18 protein-coding genes and 1 tRNA gene are annotated in these 21519 nt (G+C 64.7%); 16 read left to right on the top strand and 3 right to left on the bottom strand.

The window, feature by feature from the left end:
• From ACMO6A_RS10830 to ACMO6A_RS10820, 3 genes are all read left to right on the top strand, one after another.
• The coding region (locus ACMO6A_RS10830) for an FtsB family cell division protein (protein WP_418471250.1) at window positions 1-1040 on the top strand (1040 nt) is incomplete at its 5' end.
• A 19-nt stretch (window positions 1041-1059) separates the two neighbouring features.
• Entirely contained in the window at window positions 1060-2043 is a 984-nt protein-coding gene (locus ACMO6A_RS10825) for a Ppx/GppA phosphatase family protein (RefSeq protein WP_009306185.1), read from the top strand.
• A gap of 65 nt (window positions 2044-2108) precedes the next feature.
• Window positions 2109-2193, top strand: a tRNA-Leu gene (locus ACMO6A_RS10820).
• A gap of 51 nt (window positions 2194-2244) precedes the next feature.
• Here the strand turns inward: ACMO6A_RS10820 and ACMO6A_RS10815 are convergent.
• Window positions 2245-2553, bottom strand: a complete 309-nt coding sequence (locus ACMO6A_RS10815; protein ID WP_015760044.1) for a carboxymuconolactone decarboxylase family protein — start codon at window positions 2551-2553, stop codon at window positions 2245-2247.
• 205 nt (window positions 2554-2758) lie between these two features.
• Between ACMO6A_RS10815 and ACMO6A_RS10810 the strand changes: the two genes are divergently transcribed.
• Window positions 2759-3808 (top strand): polyprenyl synthetase family protein, encoded by a 1050-nt coding sequence (locus ACMO6A_RS10810; protein WP_009306187.1) that lies wholly within the window; start codon window positions 2759-2761, stop codon window positions 3806-3808.
• A gap of 56 nt (window positions 3809-3864) precedes the next feature.
• Here the strand turns inward: ACMO6A_RS10810 and ACMO6A_RS10805 are convergent, their stop codons facing one another.
• A complete protein-coding gene (locus tag ACMO6A_RS10805) occupies window positions 3865-5289 on the bottom strand; it encodes a helix-turn-helix transcriptional regulator (protein WP_009306188.1) in 1425 nt (474 codons plus the stop codon).
• A 224-nt stretch (window positions 5290-5513) separates the two neighbouring features.
• Here ACMO6A_RS10805 and ACMO6A_RS10800 point away from each other — a divergent pair, with 224 nt between their 5' ends.
• From ACMO6A_RS10800 to leuB, 7 genes are all read left to right on the top strand, one after another.
• Window positions 5514-7091, top strand: coding sequence for an FAD-dependent oxidoreductase (locus tag ACMO6A_RS10800; protein ID WP_226844577.1), 1578 nt, complete (start codon window positions 5514-5516; stop codon window positions 7089-7091).
• 121 nt (window positions 7092-7212) lie between these two features.
• Window positions 7213-7800: a hypothetical protein gene (locus ACMO6A_RS10795; RefSeq protein ID WP_009306190.1), complete on the top strand. Its 588-nt coding sequence runs from the start codon at window positions 7213-7215 to the stop codon at window positions 7798-7800.
• Window positions 7801-7920: 120 nt separating this feature from the next.
• On the top strand, window positions 7921-8826 hold the full coding sequence (locus tag ACMO6A_RS10790; RefSeq protein WP_009306191.1) for a peptidoglycan-binding domain-containing protein: 906 nt from the start codon (window positions 7921-7923) through the stop codon (window positions 8824-8826).
• 327 nt (window positions 8827-9153) lie between these two features.
• Window positions 9154-9639: a hypothetical protein gene (locus ACMO6A_RS10785; protein ID WP_009306192.1), complete on the top strand. Its 486-nt coding sequence runs from the start codon at window positions 9154-9156 to the stop codon at window positions 9637-9639.
• Between the two features lie 154 nt (window positions 9640-9793).
• Complete coding sequence (gene leuC / locus ACMO6A_RS10780; RefSeq protein WP_009607939.1) at window positions 9794-11062, top strand: 3-isopropylmalate dehydratase large subunit; 1269 nt, start codon at window positions 9794-9796, stop codon at window positions 11060-11062.
• Window positions 11063-11076: 14 nt separating this feature from the next.
• Window positions 11077-11574 (top strand): 3-isopropylmalate dehydratase small subunit, encoded by a 498-nt coding sequence (locus tag ACMO6A_RS10775; RefSeq protein ID WP_009306194.1) that lies wholly within the window; start codon window positions 11077-11079, stop codon window positions 11572-11574.
• A gap of 4 nt (window positions 11575-11578) precedes the next feature.
• Window positions 11579-12688, top strand: coding sequence for a 3-isopropylmalate dehydrogenase (leuB, locus tag ACMO6A_RS10770; RefSeq protein WP_009306195.1), 1110 nt, complete (start codon window positions 11579-11581; stop codon window positions 12686-12688).
• Window positions 12689-12754: 66 nt separating this feature from the next.
• On the opposite strand, the gene ACMO6A_RS10765 is transcribed toward leuB, so the two are convergent.
• Window positions 12755-14923 carry a transglycosylase domain-containing protein gene (locus ACMO6A_RS10765; protein ID WP_009608032.1) on the bottom strand — a complete coding sequence of 723 codons (2169 nt, stop codon included), beginning with the start codon at window positions 14921-14923 and terminating at the stop codon, window positions 12755-12757.
• A gap of 161 nt (window positions 14924-15084) precedes the next feature.
• Here ACMO6A_RS10765 and ACMO6A_RS10760 point away from each other — a divergent pair, with 161 nt between their 5' ends.
• The 5 genes from ACMO6A_RS10760 (at window position 15085) to ACMO6A_RS10740 (ending at window position 21048) form a co-directional block, all read left to right on the top strand.
• Window positions 15085-17607: a DUF3656 domain-containing U32 family peptidase gene (locus tag ACMO6A_RS10760; protein ID WP_009608173.1), complete on the top strand. Its 2523-nt coding sequence runs from the start codon at window positions 15085-15087 to the stop codon at window positions 17605-17607.
• Window positions 17608-17828: 221 nt separating this feature from the next.
• A complete protein-coding gene (gene tyrS / locus ACMO6A_RS10755) occupies window positions 17829-19040 on the top strand; it encodes a tyrosine--tRNA ligase (protein ID WP_009306199.1) in 1212 nt (403 codons plus the stop codon).
• Between the two features lie 155 nt (window positions 19041-19195).
• Entirely contained in the window at window positions 19196-19735 is a 540-nt protein-coding gene (locus tag ACMO6A_RS10750; RefSeq protein ID WP_009306200.1) for a hypothetical protein, read from the top strand.
• Window positions 19736-19753: 18 nt separating this feature from the next.
• Complete coding sequence (locus tag ACMO6A_RS10745) at window positions 19754-20236, top strand: RNA polymerase sigma factor (RefSeq protein WP_015760049.1); 483 nt, start codon at window positions 19754-19756, stop codon at window positions 20234-20236.
• Window positions 20233-21048 carry a hypothetical protein gene (locus tag ACMO6A_RS10740; RefSeq protein WP_009306202.1) on the top strand — a complete coding sequence of 272 codons (816 nt, stop codon included), beginning with the start codon at window positions 20233-20235 and terminating at the stop codon, window positions 21046-21048. Before ACMO6A_RS10745 ends, ACMO6A_RS10740 begins: the two co-directional genes overlap by 4 nt.
• Window positions 21049-21519: the final 471 nt, after the last annotated feature.

Here is a 21519-nt window from a genome sequence, read left to right as displayed (position 1 = left end):
GCACAGAGGAGCCCCTTTCCTTGGCAACGCAGCCTTATATTCTCTCGTTTGACGAGGCGAAACGCGACACCCGTGCGCGCCGCCCCTCTTCTGCTGCGCCCGAATCGCGTCCCGTGATCCATTCCGTCGATGCCATCCCCGCATTCGAGTCGCCCTTCCGCCAGGCAGGCGAGGGGCGGGGGAGCGCGCGAACGGCGGCGCACGCGCGCCCGTCGGGCGCTGCGCGGCGATCGTCCGCGGGAGCCGGCGACGGTTCGTTCGCCCGCATATCGACGTTCGATCGTCCCGCAGGCCGTCATGCGGCGCCGCGTCCGGCGTCGTCGAGCTCGCGCCGTGCATCGAGCTCGTACGGCACGGGCCGCTTCTCCTCGTTCGACGAGCGCATCGAGGAACAGCCCGAAGAGGAAGTCGAAGAGCGCCGCCTGACCCGCAAGGAGCAGCGCAAGAAGGCGCGCGCCAAGAGCAAGGCCGAGCGCGCGTTCACCAAGCAGTTCGGCGGCTCGAAGCCGTCCGATGCCTCGCAATCGGGCCCGCGCGCCGCGGTGTACAAGGGCGAGATGGGCGCGAAGCACCGTCAGGCCGCGCGCATGCAGAACGCGGAGAGCCCGCAGGCTTCGGCGAAGCGCGGCTTCTCGCTGGGATCGCTCGCATCGCTCAAGTCGTCGCCGAAGTTCATCGCGAGCGCGGCCGTCGCCGTCTGCCTCGTGCTCTCGTGCGCCTTCCTGTACCCGCCGGCGCAGCAGTACTACCATGCGCTGCGCGAGCGCGACCAGCTGGCCGCCGAGTATGCGGCGCTCGAGGAGCGCAACGGCGCCCTCGAAAGCGACGTCTCGTCGCTGCAGACCGACGCCGGCATCGAGGATCGCGCCCACGAGCAGTTCGGATGGGTGAAGAAGGGCGAGGAGACGGCGAACGTGCGCGGCCTCGACCTTGACGAGGACGAGGCATCCACGTTCCGCGCCAACATCACGCCGGGCAGCGTCGAGGCGCCGGAGACGTGGTACTCGCCGTTCCTGGACGCCCTGTTCGGCGTCGAGTAGACCGAGGGAAGGGGTCGCCATGAGCGCCATCGCGGAGCCCGAGAGTACCGAAAGCGGTTTCCAGGCGGGCCGATACGCGGCCATCGACATCGGCACCGTGACGTGCCGCATGCTCGTGGCCGACGTGGACGAGGCGGGGCGGCTCCATGAGCTCGACCGCGAGTACACCATCACGAACCTCGGCGAGGGCGTGGACGCGACGGGCGTGCTGAAGCCCGCGGCCATGCAGCGCGTGGCCGATGCCGTGGCGCGCTTCCTCGACGTGCTGCGCGGGTTCGCCACGCCGGAACATCCCGCCATCACGACGAGGGCCATGGCCACGTCGGCCGCGCGCGACGCGCGCAACGCCGACGAGTTCGAGGCGCTGATGGCGGGCTTGGGCGTCACGCTGTCCGTCATCCCCGGCGAGCGCGAGGCGGCCCTCTCCTTCGCGGGCGCGTCGTGCGACTTCCGGGGGGAGCGCCTGCTCGTGGTGGACATCGGCGGCGGCTCGACCGAGGTCATCGCCGGGCGCGCGGGCAGCCGGCCCGATCGCTCGCACTCCTTCAACATCGGATGCCGTCGCGTGACGGAGAAGTTCTTCGCGGCCGATCCTCCCGGCGCCGGCGAGCTCGAACGGGCCCGCGCGTGGGTGGAGGAGGGGATGCGCCCCTACTTCGACGAGCTGCGCGGGGCGGGCTTCGCACCCGAGCGGCTGGTGGCGGTGGCCGGCACGGCCACCACGGTGGTGTCGATCCACGAGCGCATGGAGGTGTACGACACCTCCCGCGTGCATAAGGCCGTCATCACGCGCCCCATGCTCGACGGGGTGGCCGACCAGCTGGAACGCGTCCCGCTCGCGCAGCGCGAGCGCATCGTCGGGCTCGATCCGGGCCGCGCGCCCGTCATCGTGGCCGGCATGGTGATCCTGCAGACGGTGCTCGACCTGGCCGGCGTCGATTCGTTCACGGTCAGCGAATCGGACATTCTCCACGGCATCATTTTGGACGAAGCGGCGCGCTGAGGTCCCGCCGTCCGATAAAGTTTGCTACCATAGGGCCTGCTCGTTTTCAGCGGGCCGTCGCACGCGGGGGCGTGGCGGAATTGGCATACGCAGGAGACTTAAAATCTTCCGGCTTCGGCCTTGCGGGTTCGAGTCCCGCCGCCCCTACCACCTTGCGCTTCATGGTGCGGCGAGCGCCACGGAGGCGACGCCTCCCGCTTCCTACTCCTCGTCGTACGCTTCCAGCACGGCGGGCAGCGACGCGGTCACGACGTTGCCGACGGCCGGCAGCCCGATGAGCACCGCGCTGATCACCTCGTCGCGCGTGGCACCGTGCATCTTCGCCATCTTCACGTGGAACGGCAGGCCGCTGTCGAGACGGGCCGCCGCCATGACGGCGAGGTAGGCGAGAGCGGCGGTCTTGTCGTCGAGCGCGCTGGCCGCGCCGAGCGCCTGCACCGCCTCCGACCATGCCTGCTGGTGCTGCGGAGCCTCTTGGGCGAATGCCTGGAATGCGGGGCTGACGTTCATGGACGCCTCCTTCTCGCGCGGGATTTTCGATGCTCCCAGTGTAGCAAGCGAAGCGTCGCTTGACGCAAAGCGTTGCATACTCTCAACCTGATATGCGGAGAAACCCGGAAAAATAAGCCGCTGGCGCAGCGCACGGAAAGCGCCCGCTTTTCTTTGTGATACCATGTCGAGCGGATCATTCGCCCAGGCCTACAGAGAAAGTGCTATGGAGACAATCAACGAAATCATCGCAGCCGTAGAAGAACCTCCCGAGTCGTTCGAGCAGTACCTGACGTCGTACGCCGACCGCGTGGGCGACCTGGTGAACTCCTTCATCCCGAAGGGCACGCACGCGGACATGGACCGCTACCTGTACCAGCCGCTCATGGCGTACAGCCAGAACGGCGGCAAGCGCCATCGCCCGCTCATCTGCTTCGCGGCCTGTCGCGCCGTGGGCGGTGACATGGCGCGCGCGACCAGCGCCGCGGCCGCCATCGAGCACTTTCATACCGCGGCCCTCATCCACGACGACATCGCCGACGAGGCCGAGCTTCGCCGCGGCGAGCCGTGCATGCACCTCACCGAGGGCATGGGGCTGGCCATCAACGCGGGCGACCTCGCGCTGTCCCTCGTCAACGGCACGGTGGTGTCGGATGAGAACCTCGACGATGCCACGAAGGTGCGCGTCATCACCGAGCTCATCGACATGACCCGCCGCACCATCGAAGGCCAGGCGCTCGACATCGGATGGGCGCGTGACGGCCGCTACGACATCACGCCTGAAGACTACCTGGTCATGGCCACGCACAAGACCGCGCATTACTCCGGCGCGGTGCCCCTGGCCATCGGCGCCATCATCGGCGGCGGCACCGAGGTCGAAGTCGAGGCGCTGCGCAACTACGGCCTGGACACCGGCCTCGCGTTCCAGATCCAGGACGACCTGCTGAACCTCGTGGGCTCCGAGGAGAGCACGAAGAAGGACTTCCGCAACGACATCACCGAGGGCAAGCGCACGCTCATGGTGGTGCACGCGCTGCAGCACTCCGACGATCGCGACCGCCTCATCGACATCCTGTCGTCGAAGGAGAAGGACCAGGCCGTGCTCGCCGAGGCCGTCGCCATCATGGAGGCGTCCGGCAGCATCGACTACGCGCGCAACTACGCCGAGAACCTCACGAGCATCGCGAAGAACCGCCTGACCGACATGGTGCGCCCCTCCACGGCCCGCGACCTCCTCGTCTCCATGGCCGACTGGTTCGTCAGCCGCTTGAAGTGATCTGATCTACGTTTCGAGATGCACCTCATCAGGGCCCGGATTCGTCCGGGTCTTTTTTAGCGCGCCAACTCCTCCTGCACGAGGTCGATCAGCTCTTCGCGGCTGTGAACGTCCAGCTTCTGATGGATGTGGTTGATATGCGTTGACGATGTTCCCGGCGAGATGCACAGGGCCTTCTGCACGTACGTCATGTTGCGGCCCTGCGCCACCAGCTCGAGCACTTCGGCTTCCCGTGCCGTCAGACCGTAGCGCTCGGCAAGCGCGTGCGCCGCGGCGGCAGGGGTACTCTCGCGCTCGCGCTCCGCGGGGGCTTTCAGCCCGATGCGGCCGAGCATCACCGCGACGGTCAGGCACAGGATGGCGTAAGCGGCGAACATGATCAAAAGGATGTCGAAGTCGATGGCGATCTTCATGATGTCGAACAGGAGAATGGCCGCAGCGTAGCCGACGATCATGCCGATGAGGCCGAACGAACGTGTCCAGAACACGAAGGTGAACGATCCGATGTGAAAGTACTTCTTGGCATTGCTCGGGCCGACGCTGCAGATGATGGCCTCGCAGATGACGATGAACGCCACGACGGCCGGCAGCGTTTCCTGCAAACCGTAGCGAAGGAACGGCGGGAGCAGCAGACCGAGCGAGGCGAGCGGGATGAGCACGGTGGTGACGAGGGAGGCGTGCCGTTGCGGCAACAGCATCCAAACGCATCCTGCGATGACGAGGACGAGCACGGTCCATCCCGCGAGGAAGGGGTCGATGCCGGCGGGTATCATGAAGTTCTCGACGGTTCCGGTGCGCCGGTTCAAAAGCGAGAAGAAGCTGATCATGAATCCGAATACGAACAGGATGACGATGAGGTACAGGGGAAACGGAGGCTGGATCGTCACGCTGGGCGCAGTTCGTGCCGACGCGCGCGTTCGATAAGCGCCTAGTGCCGCCGAGACGACGGGCAACACCCCGCCGAACAGAATGGCCGATCGTGCGCCCAACTGTATGGATACGAGGACGATGACGATGGTGAGCAGGCTGCAGAGCGCTAGGAACAGCGGTCGCTCCTGGGAGGTCTCGGACGAGATATGCTCGCACCATGCGAGGACGAGGATGGCCGATGCGCCGCACGCGAACAAGCGCGACCAGGCGACGGGAACCATCTCGGGTGAGAGAAGGCTGACTGTCTGCAAAATACACGCGGTTCCGGAGCCCGCGAGCCCGAGGACGAACAGGTGCGACCCGTGCGCGCGAGGCCCCAACAACCCGACCGCGACCAAGGCGACGACGTTGCCGCATATCAGAGCAACGTTCTCCGGTGCCAGCCCGATGGACTCCGCAATCTTGATTTCCGACGACCCGAACATGATGGCGACGTATCCCCAGAAAAGCGCCGAGGCGAACGCATCGAGCGCGATGCCGCCTCTTTGAATGTCGGAGCGGGCCGGTTTGGCGACAACTCGACTCTTTTCTCCCCCTGTGGCTTGCTGCATTGCATTCTCCCCGGTGAGCTGCGTGTCAAATACTTTATATGATGGACAGATCCCCTTGCTGCGGCGCGTAAATCATATACCTTGTTCGATGTTTTCGCGCTTCGTTCCCCTGTACGCTCCTCGCCGTCAAAGGCCCTTTGCGAGATGCGCGTCGAAGCGATTTCGCGGCCTATGGTAGCGGAAAACAAGAGGAGGAACAAATGGGAACAAGGGATAACGAGAGCATGGGTTTAACGCGGCGTGGCTTTCTCACCGGCGCGCTCGCCCTCGGCGCGGTCGGCGCGGGCAGCATGCTTGCGGGATGCTCGTCCGAGGGGGGCGCGGGCGCTCCGGCAAGCGACGAGCGTGCGTGGGATCAAGAAACCGACGTGGTGGTGGTCGGAACGGGCTTCGCCGGTTTGGCAGCCGCTCATGAGGCTGCGAAGGCGGGCAGCCAGGTCGTTCTTGTCGAAAAAGCTCCCGAAAAGTACGCAGGCGGCAATAGCCGCGCATGCGCCCAGGCCATCTGGTCGCCGGAAAAGACCGCCGAAGGCGTTGCCTACTTCAAGGAGATCACCGGCGATTACCACCTCGTCGGACTCGACGATGCCGTGATCGAGGCCTATATCGGCGGCGCGAAAGAGAACGCCGATTGGCTGTTGGACGAGTTCGAGATCGAGACGAAGACGCACAACGCCTGCGAGTACCCCGCTGCGAAAACCGCTTCGGCGGTGGGCGATTCCAACACGCTCATTCCGGCCGAAGGGTTGGGTAACGCTCGGGTCTGGGCGCCTATGTTCGAGGTGGTAGGAAGCGAGTCGGGCGTTACGTCTCTGTTCGAGACGGCCTTCACCGATCTCGTGTTCAACGAGGCTGGCGAAGCGATCGGCATCGAGGCGCAGCAAGGCGAATCGCCCCTCCTCATCAAGGCGAAGAAGGGCGTCGTGCTCGCTTGCGGCGGGTTCGAGTACAACGAGGAAATGAAGGCGAATAACTGCCGTTACCCGTCGCTCGCGTGGGGCACGCCGTACAACACGGGCGATGCTCTGACGGCGTGTCGCAAGTACGATATCGACTTCTGGCACATGAACTCCGCGACGCCGGCAACGCGCGTCGGCGTGCAGGCTACTTGGCTCGATGACGATTTCAGCGAATGCGGCTTCGACTGCGAAGTGGCAGGCGATGCCGGGTACGTGTGGACCGACAAGTACGGCAAGCGCTTCATGGACGAGACTCGCTCCTATCAGCACGGATACGGTCGCGATGCGCTGTTCTACAACGACTCCGCCAAGATGGAATGGCCGCGCCTGCCGTTCTGGCAGGTTGTCGACGAGAGCACGCTGCCGTTTATGGGAACGAGCGGCAGCGGTTGGGTGCACATCGTCGGCGGCACCAGCGCTCCCGACAGCACCGAAGAGTTGCTTTCCTCGGGCTTGATGGTCAAAGCCGACACTGTCGAGGAACTTGCTTCTCAGATGGGCGTCGAAGCGACGATCCTGCAGGAGAGTGTGGACGCGCTTTCCGGTCCCGATGACGAGTTCGGTCGAGCTGCGGAAAAGAAGCGCGCGCTTTCCGGCACGCTGTATGCGGTGCAGCTCCAGCCCATCATGGTGAACACCAACGGCGGGCCGAAGCGCGATGCGAGTGCGCGCATCGTGCATACGGACGGCACGCCTGTCGAGCGGCTGTTCTCCGCTGGCGAGCTCGGCTCCGTATGGGCTTGGTACTACCAGGGTGCCGGCAACGTGAGCGAATGCATGGTGTTCGGCCGCATCGCCGGGCGCAATGCCGCTGCGCTGACTCCTTGGGACGCTGAAGCTTAGGGCTTCATCTGTTCCGTGACGCGGCCGTCCTTCCGACTCCCTCCCTCGTGCGGAAGGGCGGCCAAGAACCTGCGGGCGATCCGGAAGGTATCGCTCGCTCATCTGCCAAGGAGGCAATGCGATGAAGAAGTTTACGGGTGCGGCGACGATTTCGTGCGCAGTCATCGCGTTGGCGTTGACCGCCTGCGCGCCCCAGTCGAACGAAAACGGAGCCGCATCGGCCGACGATGCGAAGGAGACCCCGATCACGGTTGCGTGGTCGGCGGACTCGGAGTGTGGCACCTGCCATGCGACCGAGCAGGCGTCGTACGACGACGCGGCTTGCGTGGCCAGCACGCACGAAGGGCAAGCGTGCATTTCGTGCCATGCTGACGCTTCCGGTCTGGCGACGGCTCACGAGGGCAAGACCGCGTCCGATACCATGCCCAAGAAGCTGAAGAAGACGGAGGTGCCCGACGACGCATGCCTGTCGTGCCACTACGGTGCTCGCGAAGAACTCGTTGCAGCCACCGTCGACGTCGCGGTGGTCGATTCGAAAGGCACGGCGGTGAACCCGCACGATGTGACTCCGAGCGAGCAGCACGATACTATCCGATGCGCGGATTGCCACGGCATGCACGATGCCGAGAAGCTTGCCGACAAAGCCGATGCGGAATGCGCAAGCTGCCATCACGCCGACGTGTTCGAGTGCTACACGTGCCACGATTGACGCGACCGCTGCGCGGACGTCCGAGAAGGGGGCATGCGTGCAACAAGCTGCGCATACCCCCTCTGTTCCTCTTGTGGAACCTCGGTCGAAACCCTCGCGCGCGCACCGCGGTGCGCTACCATGACGCTCATGGAAACCATTAAGCGACATGACACCGGTCCCGCGGTCGAAGACGTGCAGCAGCGCCTCGTCACCATCGGGCTGCTCGATCCCGCCGACGTCGACGGGGCGTTCGGCGATACCACGGCCGAGGCCGTGCAGGCGTTCTGCGGCGGCGCGGGCCTGCCTCTCACCGACGAGGTGACCGAGAAGGTGTGGGCGGCGCTCGTCGACGCCTCGTTCACGCTGGGCGACCGCACCCTGTACCTGCGCATGCCGCACTTCCACGGCCACGACGTGCTGGAGCTGCAGCACGCGCTGGGCGCGCTCGGCTTCGCCTGCGGCGCCACCGACGGCATCTTCGGCGCGTTCACCGAGCTTGCGCTGCGCAAGTTCCAGCTCAACCTGGGCCTGCCGTCCGACGGCATCGCCGGCGCCTACACGTACGCCGCCATCCGCAACCTCCACCATTCGTGGGAGGGCAAGGAAGCGGTGCACGGTTCCAGCCACCTCGGGTTCGCCCGCGCCGCCGACGTGCTCGAGCGCAATGCGCTGTGCCTGTTCGGCACGCAGGATTTTACGCGCAGCGTCGCATCGCGCATGTCGAATCTCGCGCTGGCCACGAACCCCGCTTCCAAGATCATGAGCGCCGATTCTCTGCTCGTCGCCCCCGACGAGTCCATGTTGCTTGTGCATATCGTCCTGCCGGGCGAGCTGACGGTGACCACCGTGCCGCGCGTCAGCTTCGATGACGAGGAGACGCTTTCTCTGCGTCTCGAGACGGCTATCGGCGTGGCCGACGCCGCCAGTCCGTCGCGCATCGCCGTCGAGCTTCCCGGCATTATGTGGGAAGACGCGGGCGAGGGTCGTTCCGCGCAGCATTTCGCTATTACGCTGCTCGACGCCTTGTGCACTGCGCTGTCGTAAGCTCGGCACCCTGATCGTAGACGCTGCACCCCCCTCCGCCATTCCGAGCAAGCGAGGTCTTCGGGATGCCATCCTGAGAGAGTGCGGTCCGCTCCCGTCATCCTGAGCGAGCGAAGCGAGTCGAAGGCCGCGTTGCGCGTGGCGAGGAGGCTTGCGGCATCTCCTCGATCGGAAGCTCGAACGCTCGCGCTCTTTGATCGAAACCTTCCTACACCAGCTGATGTATTCTCGTGTCGGTTCGATGACGGATATGCAAAAGTTAATGATTTCCGCAGGTGAGGGCTTTATACTGCTGTCAAACACCAACCGATTCGAAAGCAGGTTATCATGGCTGACGATACGAAGAACACCGACTCTGGCACCCCGCAGCAGCCCGACGCGGCTCCGCAGCCTCCCGCGACGCCCCCGACCGAGCCGTTGCCTCAGCAGCAACCTTCTATGGGCCAGCAGGTTCCTCCCGCGCAGCCCCAGCCGCAGCAACCGATGTACGGCGCTCCGCAGCCTCAGCCGCAGGCTTTCTACCCGCCTGCTCCGCTCATGCAGCTCACCGGCGGCATGAAGTTCGCTTGGCTTGTGGTGGGCGCCTTGCTGGGCATTCCGGGTATCATCATCGCTTGGCTTGTGAACGTCGACAAGATGCCGCAGGTGAAAAGCGATGCCCTCAAGTTCGCCATCATCGGTTTCGTCATCTGGATCGTGCTGCAGTTCATCTTCGGCATGATCGTGTTCGGAACCATCTCGGCCGCGATGTACGGGCTGATGAACTCGGTGGATATGGGCTCCTACAACTACGGCTACCACGGATCTTGGTAATCGACCGGATAAATCTGTAAATCGCTTCACATTGGAAGAGCCCAGCGGGGCTCTTCCTTTTGCGTGCTAAAGCGAGTGGTACAATTGTGAGCGATTTCCAGGGTCCGTGCGGGGAAGCGCGGGCGCCAGAGACCCACCGCACAAAGGAGCACACATGCCACGTCCCATGACCATGGCGGAGAAGATCCTCGCCGCCCATGCGGGGCTCGACGAAGTGGAGCCGGGTCAGCTGATCGAATGCGATCTCGACCTCGTGCTGTCCAACGACGTCACCGCCCCCATTGCCGTCAAAGAGTTCCGCAAGATCGGCGTCGAGAAGGTGTTCAATCCTACGAAGATCGCTCTCGTCCCCGATCACTACGTCCCCAACAAGGACATCAAGAGCGCCGAGCAGGCCAAGATCGTGCGCGATTTCGCGCGCGAGCAGGGTATCACCCACTACTACGAGGTGGGCTGCATGGGCGTCGAGCATGCGCTGCTCCCCGAGCAGGGCGTCGTCGGCGCGGGCGACCTCATCATCGGCGCGGACAGCCACACCTGCACGTACGGCGCGCTGGGCGCGTTCGCCACGGGCGTGGGCTCCACCGACGCCGGTGTGGGCTACGCCACCGGCAAGGCGTGGTTCAAGGTGCCCGAGTCTCTGCTGTTCAAGATCGAGGGCGAGCTGGCTCCCGGCGTCACCGGCAAGGACGTCATCCTGCACATCATCGGCATGATCGGCGTGGACGGCGCGCTCTACCAGGCCATGGAGTTCACCGGCAGCGCCATCCGCGCCATGGACATGGACGAGCGCATGAGCATCTCGAACATGGCCATCGAGGCGGGCGGCAAGGCCGGGCTCATCGAGGTCGACGACGTGACGCGCGCCTACCTGGACGGCCGCACCGAGCGCCCCTACACCGAGTACCATTCCGACGCGGACGCGACGTATGCGAAGGTGTACGAGATCGACGCCGCCTCCATCGTGCCCACCGTGTCGTTCCCGCACCTGCCGTCGAACACGCGCCCGGCCGCCGAGGCGCGCGACGTCAAAATCGATCAGGCCGTCATCGGCAGCTGCACGAACGGCCGCATCGCCGACATGCGCCAGGCCGCCGACGTGCTGCGCGGCCGCACGGTGCATCCCGACGTGCGCTGCATCGTGATCCCCGCCACGCAGGCGGTGTATCGCCAGTGCATGGAGGAAGGCCTCATGGACGTGTTCCTCGACGCGAACTGCGCCGTGTCCACGCCTACGTGCGGCCCCTGCCTGGGCGGCTACATGGGCATTCTCGCCGCAGGCGAGCGCGCCATCGCCACGACGAACCGCAACTTCGTCGGCCGCATGGGCGACCCCACCAGCGAGGTGTACCTGTCCTCGCCGGCCATCGCCGCGGCAAGCGCCGTGCTCGGCCACATCGGCCTGCCGGAAGACCTGGACTAGGAGGAGCTGCGATCATGCAATTCAAAGGAACCGCGCACCGCTACGGGCGCGACATCGATACCGACGTCATCATCCCGGCCCGCTACCTGACCACGTCCGATCCGGCGGAGCTGGCGAAGCACTGCCTGGAGGATCTCGACACGTCGTTCGTCGAACGCGTGCAGCCGGGCGACATCATCGTGGCCGACGAGAACTTCGGCTGCGGCTCGTCGCGCGAGCATGCCCCCATCGCCATCAAGGCGGCGGGCGTCGACGTCGTCATCGCCAAGAGCTTCGCGCGCATCTTCTACCGCAACTCCATCAACACGGGCCTCGCCATCATGGAGTGCCCCGAAGCGGTGGACGCCATCAGCCAGGGCGACGTGGTGTCGGTGGATGCCGATACGGGCGTCATCGTGGACGAGACGACGGGCCAGACGTACCAGGCTCAGCCGTTCCCCCCGTTCATCCGCGAGATCATCGAAGCCGGCGGCCTCATCAACCGCACGAAGGCGAAACTTGGCGAGGAGTAGATCAATGACCAGGACCTATAACATCTGCCTGCTTCCCGGCGACGGCATCGGCCCCGAGATCATCGCCGAGGGCGTCAAGGTGCTGGACGCGGTGGGCGCGAAGTACGATACGGCGTTCTCCTACACCGAGGCGCTGCTGGGCGGGTGCGCCATCGATGCGTGCGGCACCGCGCTGCCGGACGAGACGCTGCGCGTGGCCGAATCGTCCGACGCCGTGCTGCTGGCGGCGGTCGGCGGTCCGAAGTGGGATACCACCGACCCCGCGAAGCCGCGTCCCGAGCAGGGCCTGTTGGGCATCCGCAAGGCGTTGGGCCTGTACACGAACCTGCGTCCCGTGCAGATCTTCGCCGCGTTGGCCGACGCGTCCACCCTCAAGCCCGAGATCGTGGACGGCGTGGACATGATGATTGTCCGCGAGCTGACGGGCGGCTTGTACTTCGGCCGCCGCGAGCGTTTCTACGACGAAGAAGGCTGCGGCTCGGACGGCGCCGCCGGCCAGCGCGCCTACGACACGTTGGAATACCGCGAGTACGAGGTGGAGCGCATCGCGCGCCAGGCGTTCGAAGCCGCGCGCAAGCGCCGTAACAAGGTGACCAGCGTCGACAAGGCGAACGTGCTGGAAACCAGCCGCATGTGGCGTGAGATCGTGCACCGCGTCGGCTCAGAGGAATACCCCGACGTGGAGCTCGAGGACCTGCTCGTGGACAACACGGCCATGCAGCTGATCAGCCGCCCTGTCGACTTCGACGTGGTGGTGACCGAGAACATGTTCGGCGACATCCTGTCCGACGAGGCCGCCCAGATCACCGGCTCGCTGGGCATGCTGGCCAGCGCCAGCCTCGGCGACGGCACCGCCCTCTACGAGCCCAGCCACGGCAGCGCGCCCGACATCGCGGGACGCGGGATCGCGAACCCGCTCGCGCAGATCCTGTCCGTCGAGATGATGCTGCGCTATAGCTTCGACATGGGCGAGGCCGCCGACGACATTCGCCGCGCGGTGACCGCCGTGCTCGACGAGGGCTGGCGCACCGGCGACATCAAACAGTCCGACACGCCCGCCGACAAGCTGGTCGGCACGGCGCAGATGGGCGATCTCGTGGTGTCGCGTTTGTAGCGCGTTCCTTGCAAAGTAAAAAAGAAGCGCCCTGAACGGGCGCTTCTTTTTTGTCAGCGGTCTCGTTTACGGCTTCGGTCCCTTCGATACGACGATGACCACCTTGCCTTCTTGCACGCTTTGGCTGATCACCGTGCCTTCCGGAACCGTGTCGGAGTACTCCTCGATGTAGCCCGCCTTGTAGCCGTTCAGTATCTGGATGGCTTCCTCGAAGGTCTTGCCCACGGCGCTTGGAGCCGAGTTCACGTCCTTCTCGCGGCTTTCGCCGTCCTCGTCCTTCTCTTCTTCCACCTTCTTGCCCAGCTTGTTCTTCTGAGCGATGTTGTACGGGTTGTTGTACGGCGGATCCGCGACGGTGGGGAAGTTCTCGATGGCCTTGCCGCTGGTCGCCCGATCCATGAAGTCCTTCCATAGCGCGTTCGCCGTGAGCCCGTGGTCGGTCTCAATAGCGCCGGACGGGTCGCCGATCCAAGCCGCGCACGACAGGCTGGGCGTATAGCCCACCAGCCAGTGGTCGGTGAACGAGCTGGCGGTGCCCGTCTTGCCTGCAACCGGCTGCCCGCTGTTCAACCGCGCCGACGTGGCCGTGCCGTTGCTCTGCGTGAACACCGTTTCCAACACCTTCGTCGTGGCGGCGGCGACCTTCTCGTCCAACACGCGTTCGCCGGTGTCGCTCTCCTCCTGAGGCCAGATGACGTTGCCGTCGCGGTCGAGGATCTTTGTGATCACCGTGGGCTCGCGTTTCACGCCGCCGCTGGCCAGCGTGGCGTAGGCGCTCGCCATCTCCAACGGATTGACGTCGGCCACGCCCTCGGTTGCGGTGTACACGGGCTGCATGGGGGAGGTCACGCCCAGGCGGCTGGCCATCTCGGTAGTGGATGCCTGGCCGATGGAGTTCGACAGGCGCAGGTAGCCGGTGTTCGACGAGATGGCCGTCGCGCTTTGGATCGTCTGGATGCCGTAGTCGTTGCCGTTGAAGTTCTCGAAGTCCTCGGGTGCGCCATCCTGTCCCTTCTTGAGGGGAGAGGTGCAATCGACCAGCGTCTGAGGCGAGATGCCCTGTTCGATGGCTGCGGCCAACGTGAACGCCTTGAACGTCGATCCGGCCTGGCGTCCCGTTCCGCCGTCGCCCGTGGCGATGTTCACCTGGCTTTCCCCTTCGCCTTGGCCGTACGGCACTCCGCGCGTCATCGCCTTCACTTGGCCGGTTGCCACGTCGATGGCTACGATGGAGGCGTCCAAGTTGTCGGCCATGTTCGCGCGCTGGTTGTCCACCGCCGCCTGCGCCGCGTCCTGCAGCTCGGGGTCGAGCGAGGTGTAGATGGTCAGTCCGCCTTTGAACAGGTCGGCATACGAGCATCCGTAGGGGTTGTTCTCGTCGAACAGCAACGAACGCACGTAGCTGGTGAAAAAGGGATAGGCGTAGATGCCGTCGGCTGGTGCGTCGGGCGCCGGGTTCAGCCCCAGCTCCTCGGCTTGGGCATCGTCGTGCTCCTGCTGCGTGATGTCGCCGGCCGACAGCATGCGGTCGAGCACCACGTTGCGGCGCGCCAGGCAGGCGTCCGGGTACACCTTGGGATTAAGATAGGTGGGCGACTGCGGGATGCCTACGAGCGTGGCGGCCTGCGCGAGCGTCAGGTCGAGCGCCGACACCTGGAAGTAGTTCTGCGCGGCCGCTTCGATGCCGTAGCAGCCGTCCCCGTAGTTGATGATGTTCAAGTACTTGACCAGGATGTCGTCTTTGCTGAAGCGTTTCTCCAAATCGATGGCCAGCTCGGCCTCGCGGATCTTGCGCTCGAAGGAGATGTCGGTCGCCTCTTCGGACAACACGGTGTTGCGCACGAGCTGTTGGGTGATGGTGGAAGCGCCTTCCAGGTCGCCGCCGCGCAGGTTGTTGACGAAGGCGCGCGCGATACCGGGGATGTCCACGCCTTCGTGCTCGTAGAAACGCACGTCCTCGGTGTCGACGGTGCCTTCCAGCACGTATGGGCTGATCTCCTCGTACGTTACCGGATCGCGCTTTTCCAGCTGGAACTCCGCCAGCAACGTGGCTTCGTCGCCTGCGTACATCACAGATTCGCGGGATGTGTTGGTGAAGTCGGTGTCCTCGATGCTGGGGAGGTTCTTCGTCCAGCCTTCCATGACGCCGAGGGCGCCCTGAACTCCTGCGTAGCCGACGAAGCAAAGGGCTGCCACCGTGACGAGGAGGCCCCATTTCACCGCATGGGTGCGCATTTCGCGCTGTTTTCTCCGTATTTTCATCGTTCGACTATACTACCATAGCGCTGATACCGAACCGTAACGTTCGGTCGGATAACCCCGGAACTCTCTACACCAGCTCGCATCCTGTTCGAAAGGGTGCAAAACGTACGGCTATATATAGGTAAGGATCTACCATGTCTCATGCCATCGAACTGCTCGCGCCCGCCGGCAACGCCGCGGCGCTTCGTGCCGCCGTGCGCGGCGGGGCCGACGCCGTGTATTTGGGCCTCGACTCGTTCAACGCCCGCCGCGGAGCCGACAACTTCACGCTTGAGACACTGGCCGATGCCTGCGCCTACGCGCATCTGCGTGGGGTTCGCGTGTACGTGACGTTCAACACCGCCGTGCTGCCTTCCGAGGTGGCTCGTGCGCTCGAAACGGTGCGCCAGGCGTATCGCGCCGGGGCGGATGCCTTCATCGTGCAAGACGTCGGCATCGCATCCGAGATCTCCCGCACGCTCCCCGAGGCGCGACTGCATATATCGACGCAGATGAACACGCATAACGCGGCCGGCATCGAGGCGGCGGCGAGGCTGGGCGCCCAGCGCGTCACGCTGGCACGCGAGCTGTCCGTCCTCGAGATCGCCCATCTCGCCGAGGTGGCCGACGGCTACGGCATGGAGGTGGAGTCGTTCGCTCACGGCGCGCTGTGCGTGTGCTACTCCGGCCAGTGCTTCATGTCGTCGCTCATCGGCGGCCGTTCGGCGAACCGCGGGCTGTGCGCCCAGGCGTGCCGTCTGCCCTACACGCTGCACAACGTGGCGCTGCGCAAGAACCTGCCCGCGCCGGGCGAGCATCTGCTGTCCCCGCAGGACCTGTGCGCCATCGACTTGCTGCCCGAACTGGTGGAAGCGGGCGTCACGTCGTTCAAGATCGAGGGTCGCATGAAGTCGCCCGAGTACGTGTTCGCCGTCACGCAGACGTACCGCGCCGTACTCGATCGCACGCTGGCCGAGCGCGCTGCGGGAAGCGGCAAGGACGTGCGGGCCGCCGAAGACGAACATCGCACCCTGGCTGAGGCGTTCTCCCGCGGGTTCACCACGGCCTACCTGGAGAACCAGCGCGGCAACGACATCATGAGCTACGGGCGCCCGAACAACCGCGGCGTGTTCGTGGGTCGCGTGACGTCGGCGAAGAACGGCGTCGCCACCGTCGCGGCCGAGCGGCCGCTCGCACCGGGCGACGTGTTGGAGTTCTGGACGAACAAGGGTCACTTCGCCTACACGCTCGACCAGGTGTCTCTCGACAAGCAAGGCAATGTTCGCATGGCGCCCGACCGTCCGGTGGGGAAGGGCGACCGCGTGTTCCGCGTCCGCAGCGCCGAAGCGGCGTTTGAAGACGACGTATTCGAGCCGCGCGTCGCGGTGACGGGTCGCGTGGTGCTGCGCATCGGCCAGCCGCTGCGCGTAGAGTTCTCGCTGGCGCCGAGCGCTGCAGCGCGTCATCCTGAGCGCAGCGAGGCGCAGCCGAGCGAAGTCGAGGGATCCCGTGCGGCGACAGCCCATACCCCCCCGATCGGCGCAGCCGAAGGCGTTGCGATCGAGCCCGCGCGTACGAAGCCGGTGACGGTCGACGACGTGCGTGCGCATGTCGATCGCCTGGGTCAAACTCCGTTTCTGCTAGAATCGCTCGAGGTCGAACTCGATGAGGGTGTGGGTATCGGCTTCTCGCAGCTGCACCGCGTGCGCGCCGCCGCGCTCGACGACCTTGCGCAGCAGCTGCTCGCGCCCACGCGCAACCGTGCGTTGCCGCGTGTGCGGGAGCGCACGGCGCTTGCGCCCGCGCGCCCGCGCGGCGTGCGCATCGCGGCGTGGGCCACGAATCCTGCCTGCGCACGCGCGGCGAAGCGGGCAGGCGCTGACATCATCTACGTGCCTGCGCTCAACTACAAGCGCGGCGAGGCCGTGGTGGCGGGCCAACGTTCTGCCACTGCAGAGCAAGCGGGCTATCCGAAGCAGGCCGTCGTGGCGCTGCCAACTGTTGAACACGACCAGGTTCCGGGCACGCGCGAGGCGGCCATCGATTTCGATCCTTGGCGCTACGTCAAGCCAGGCAAGCCTGTGCTCGTGGAGAATCTGGCCGGCCTCGTGCGCGCCGCCGAGCTGGGATGCGAGGTCGAAGTAGGGCCGCACATCCCCATCACGAATCCGCTATCGCTCGCAGCGGCCGCCGAGCTGGGAGCGCGCCGGGTGTGGCTGTCGCCCGAGCTCACGCTGGGCCAGATCGCCGACATCGCCGAAGATGCACCGGTTGAGCTAGGCCTTACCATCATCGGCGCCCAAGAGCTCATGGTCACCGAGCACTGCCTGCTCATGAGCCAAGGCCCCTGCGACGAGAACTGCGCCGAGTGTCCGCGCCGCAAGAGCCCGCATTTTCTGCGCGATCGCAAGGACTACGAGTTCCCGGTCGTCACCGACGCGCTCGGCCGCAGTCACTTGTTCAACGGTGTTCAGCTCGATGTGGCCCAGACCCTGCCCGACCTCATCCATGCGGGCATCACGTCGTTCCTGGTGGATACCACGCTCATGAACGTCGAGGAGACCACGAAGGCCGTGCAGCGCGCCGTCCGAGCGCGCAACGTGGCCCACGCCGACGGCAACGCCATCGCCAAAACCCCCGGCACCACCAGCGGTCATCTATTCAGGGGCGTTTCCTAGGCTCTTCCCGCCATCCCGAACGAGCCTTCCCACCCCGCCATCCTGAGCGAGCGCAGCGAGTCGAAGGATCCCGTGCGGCGACAGCTGAATCGTTGACAGCTGATCCCGTGAGAGATTCTTCGACTCCGCTCATCTCGATGGCGGGCGCGCCGTTCGCACGGCTCCTCCTTGCTCCCTATGGTAGAATCATGAGCTACGTGTATAGAGAGGAAGAGAAGACCATGCTTTCCGCGGAAGAACAACTGCACACCATCGCTTCCGGCGCAGCGCAGATCGTGCCGGAGAGCGCGCTGCTCGAGAAGCTCAAGCGGGGCACGCCGCTCAACATCAAGCTGGGCGTCGATCCCACTGCTCCCGATATCCATCTCGGCCATGCCGTGCCGCTGCGCAAGCTGCGCCAGTTCCAGGATCTCGGCCACGGCGTGACGCTCATCATCGGCGACGGCACCGCGCTCATCGGCGATCCGTCGGGTCGCAACACCACGCGTCCGCAGCTCACGTCCGAGCAGATCAAGGCGAACGCCCAAACCTACGTCGACCAGGCGTTCAAGATCCTCGACCCCGAGAAGACCACCCTGCGCTACAACTCCGAGTGGCTGCTTTCGCTCAACATGGAGGACCTGCTGAAGCTGGCCAGCAACTTCACGGTGGCCCGCATCCTCGAGCGCGACGACTTCCACAAGCGCTACACCAACAGCCAGCCCATCAGCCTGCACGAATTCCTCTACCCGCTCATGCAGGCCTACGACTCGGTCGTCATCAAAGCCGATGTCGAGTTGGGCGGCACCGACCAGCTGTTCAACCTGTTGGCGGGTCGCGAGCTCATGGAGAAGATGGGAATGGAGCCGCAGGTGTGCCTCACGTTGCCCTTGCTCGAGGGCACTGACGGCGTGCAGAAGATGTCGAAGAGCTACGGCAACTACATCGGCCTCACCGACGAGCCTGCCGATATGTTCGGCAAGGTCATGTCCATTCCCGACGAGCTCATGGTGAAGTACTATCGTCTCGCCTCGGCGCTGCCGGTCGATCAGATCGACGAGATCGAGCGCGGTCTGGCCGCCGACGAGCTGCATCCGAACAAGGTGAAACGCGCTCTGGCGAAGAATATCGTAGCCGCGTATTACGACGAGGCGGCGGCGCAGGCGGCCGAGGAGCAGTTCGACCTCGTGTTCAAACAGCATGCCGTGCCGGACGACATCCCCGAGTTTGCAGCCGACCTCACGCCCAACGACGACGGAACCGTGTACCTGGCGAAGCTTTTGGCCGATGCGAGCCTGGCTGCAAGCGCCGGCGAAGCGCGTCGTCTTATCGACGGCGGCGGTGTCAAGGTGAACGGCGAAGCGCTGCCTGCGAAGTCCTACAACGTGGATCCTGCGCTGCTCGCGGGCGCGACGCTGCAGGTGGGCAAGCGAAAGTTCGTGAAGCTGGTGTAGCCCGTTTCCTCGAATCGTGTAATAATCGGCAGGCGGCTTTCGGGCCGCCTGCTTTGCTTCTGGAAAAGTTTTTGAAAATATTTGCAAGGATTCGCGCCCCTCGTTCGTTTTGCATATGAAGGACGAAGCGAACGACAACAGGAGGATCGACCGAAATGAAGAAGAACGTGATCGCAATCGTGGCAGCTGTGGCTCTCGTGCTGCTCGCCGTGCCCACCATCGCATTCGCCAACGGCATGCAGCAAACTTGGTGTCCGTCCGGCGGAGTCGGGTCGCTCGCTCATCATGCGATGCGCGCAGCGGGAGACAGCGACGCCGGCGCGACGGTCGGCGCGGCTATCGCCACCGTGCGCGGTGAATACGTCGATCGCAACAACGACGGCGTGTGCGACAACTACGGCGTCGGCAAGGGCGCGAACGGCCAAGGTTCGTGCGCGGGCTACGCCGATGCCGACGGCGACGGCATCGGCGACAACTGCGCGAACGGACAGGGATCGTGCCCCGGCTACGCCGACGCCGACGGAAACGGCGTATGCGACAACTACGCTAACGGCTGCGGTAACGGACGTGGCTCAGGCTACGGTTGCGGCAACGGCAACGGCGGCGGTGCCGGCTACGTCGACGCCGACGGCGATGGCATCTGCGATAACTACGGCGCGGGTAACGGTCGCGGCCATCACGGCATGCGCCGCTAGCGAAAGCGGGCGGTGCGCGTGCGATCGGCAGGAGACATCGAGAGGGCGATAGAGCGGCACGGCGATGCGGTATGGCGCGTCGCCGTGCTGTACTTCCACGCTCACGCCGACGCCCAGGATGCCTTTCAGGACGCGTTTTTGAAGTACGCGCTTGCCGATCAGGTGGCGTTCAACGACGACGAGCACTGCAAGGCGTGGCTCATTCGGGTGACCGCCAACGTATGCAAGGACATGCTCAAGGCCGCATCCCGTCGCGCGGTGTCGCTCGACGACGCGGTTTGCGCAGCTTCGAACGACCCGGCCACGCAGCCCGCATCGTTCTCCAGCGAGGTGGTGGACGCCATGCGTTCCCTTGACGATCCCCCTCGCACTCCCTTGTATCTTTCTCTGTACGAGGGTTATACCGCTCCGGAGATCGCGCAGATGGTGGATGCTCCCGTGAACACGGTGTACTCATGGCTCGCGCGAGGCAAGAAGCAATTGCAGGAGGTGCTGTCATGACCGACCTCGATACGCGGGTGCGCCAGGCGTTCGATAACGTGACCGTTCCCGACGACGTGAAGCGTGGCACCCTTACCTATATAGCAAGCATTGCGGAGGCGTCTGGCGTTTCGGCGGAAACGGCTCCCGCAAGCGCTGCCGCACCGCGCAAGCACGCCCGCGCGCGCATCATTCCTCTGCGTCGTGCCGCTGCGGCGCTCGCCGCGTGTCTCGCACTGGCTTTCGCGGGATTCGGAGGCTTCGCGTACGCGCAGCCCACTACCTATGTAGGCATTGATGTCAACCCTTCCATCGAGCTTGGGGTCAACCGGTTTGGCATCGTCGTTCGGGTCGAGGCGCTCAACGGCGATGGGGAGTCATTGCTCGATGCCGTGTCGCTTACGGGTCGCGGGTATGCGGACGCTCTCAGCCTCCTCACGCAAAGCGATGCGTTCTCGCCCTATGCGCAAGAGGACTCGTACATTGAGATCAGCGTCACTTCCGACGATGCACGACAGGCGGAGGCTATCCGCCAGCAGAGCGACGCATGCCTGAGCGCGCTTCCCTGCCGCGGCTCCTGCCATGCCGTCGACGAGGGAACGCGCGAAGCCGCCGTCTCTGCAGGCATGGGCGTCGGCCGCTACCGCGCCGCTCTCGAGCTCGTTGAGCTCGACCCCAGCGTGACGCTTGAAGAATGCGCGAGCCTTTCCATGCGTGAGCTGCGCGACAGAATCGCGGCGCTTTCCTCAGGGGACAGCGAAGGAAGAGGCTCAGGGAACGGACAGCACGGCCATGGTGGCGGTGGGGGACAGCACGGCAAAGGGAATCGATAATCAACCGGTATGTGTGGCACTCGTGGAGGGTGCCACGTTGTTTTGCCGGCGTTATTAGATCTTTACCTGGGGTTTTGCCAATCCGAGCAAAAAAAGTTTGAGATTTTGCAAAATTACCCATTGCCTTACGTACACCTTACGGGTAATATACAAAACCCGCGTTTGAGGAAAGCGCGGAACGGATCTCTCCTGAAGCACCAAAGAGATAAGCAATCTCCGAACGGCTTCAAAGAATTTTGAAAAAAGTTCTTGACAGGAAAGAAACGATACAGTAAAGTATTTCCTCACGCGCTTGAAACAAACAAGCGCAGCGGGATCCGAAAGGATACTGCAGAACCTTGAAAACCGGATACTGAACAGCGAAGAAGAGAAAAGCCAAGCAAACGATTCTTGCGAACGGAAACCCGGCCCGAGCGCGCACCCTCAAGACGGGGGGCGGGCGAGGGCCGAAACCAAGATCGGACTTCAGCG

This window comes from Eggerthella sp. (assembly GCF_048329335.1).
GTDB lineage: Bacteria > Actinomycetota > Coriobacteriia > Coriobacteriales > Eggerthellaceae > Eggerthella > Eggerthella lenta.
Note: the sequence above shows the minus strand (reverse complement) of the source record. Positions and strands in the feature narration are given on the sequence as shown.

Excerpts from the sequence above, each read along its gene's own strand:
- ACMO6A_RS10825 (WP_009306185.1), top strand. The coding sequence starts at position 1,060 with ATGAGCGCCATCGCGGAGCCCGAGAGTACCGAAAGCGGTTTCCAGGCG.
- ACMO6A_RS10815 (WP_015760044.1), bottom strand. The coding sequence starts at position 2,553 with ATGAACGTCAGCCCCGCATTCCAGGCATTCGCCCAAGAGGCTCCGCAG.
- ACMO6A_RS10810 (WP_009306187.1), top strand. The coding sequence starts at position 2,759 with ATGGAGACAATCAACGAAATCATCGCAGCCGTAGAAGAACCTCCCGAG.
- ACMO6A_RS10805 (WP_009306188.1), bottom strand. The coding sequence starts at position 5,289 with ATGCAGCAAGCCACAGGGGGAGAAAAGAGTCGAGTTGTCGCCAAACCG.
- ACMO6A_RS10800 (WP_226844577.1), top strand. The coding sequence starts at position 5,514 with ATGGGTTTAACGCGGCGTGGCTTTCTCACCGGCGCGCTCGCCCTCGGC.
- ACMO6A_RS10795 (WP_009306190.1), top strand. The coding sequence starts at position 7,213 with ATGAAGAAGTTTACGGGTGCGGCGACGATTTCGTGCGCAGTCATCGCG.
- ACMO6A_RS10790 (WP_009306191.1), top strand. The coding sequence starts at position 7,921 with ATGACGCTCATGGAAACCATTAAGCGACATGACACCGGTCCCGCGGTC.
- ACMO6A_RS10785 (WP_009306192.1), top strand. The coding sequence starts at position 9,154 with ATGGCTGACGATACGAAGAACACCGACTCTGGCACCCCGCAGCAGCCC.
- leuC (WP_009607939.1), top strand. The coding sequence starts at position 9,794 with ATGCCACGTCCCATGACCATGGCGGAGAAGATCCTCGCCGCCCATGCG.
- ACMO6A_RS10775 (WP_009306194.1), top strand. The coding sequence starts at position 11,077 with ATGCAATTCAAAGGAACCGCGCACCGCTACGGGCGCGACATCGATACC.
- leuB (WP_009306195.1), top strand. The coding sequence starts at position 11,579 with ATGACCAGGACCTATAACATCTGCCTGCTTCCCGGCGACGGCATCGGC.
- ACMO6A_RS10765 (WP_009608032.1), bottom strand. The coding sequence starts at position 14,923 with ATGCGCACCCATGCGGTGAAATGGGGCCTCCTCGTCACGGTGGCAGCC.
- ACMO6A_RS10760 (WP_009608173.1), top strand. The coding sequence starts at position 15,085 with ATGTCTCATGCCATCGAACTGCTCGCGCCCGCCGGCAACGCCGCGGCG.
- tyrS (WP_009306199.1), top strand. The coding sequence starts at position 17,829 with ATGCTTTCCGCGGAAGAACAACTGCACACCATCGCTTCCGGCGCAGCG.
- ACMO6A_RS10750 (WP_009306200.1), top strand. The coding sequence starts at position 19,196 with ATGAAGAAGAACGTGATCGCAATCGTGGCAGCTGTGGCTCTCGTGCTG.
- ACMO6A_RS10740 (WP_009306202.1), top strand. The coding sequence starts at position 20,233 with ATGACCGACCTCGATACGCGGGTGCGCCAGGCGTTCGATAACGTGACC.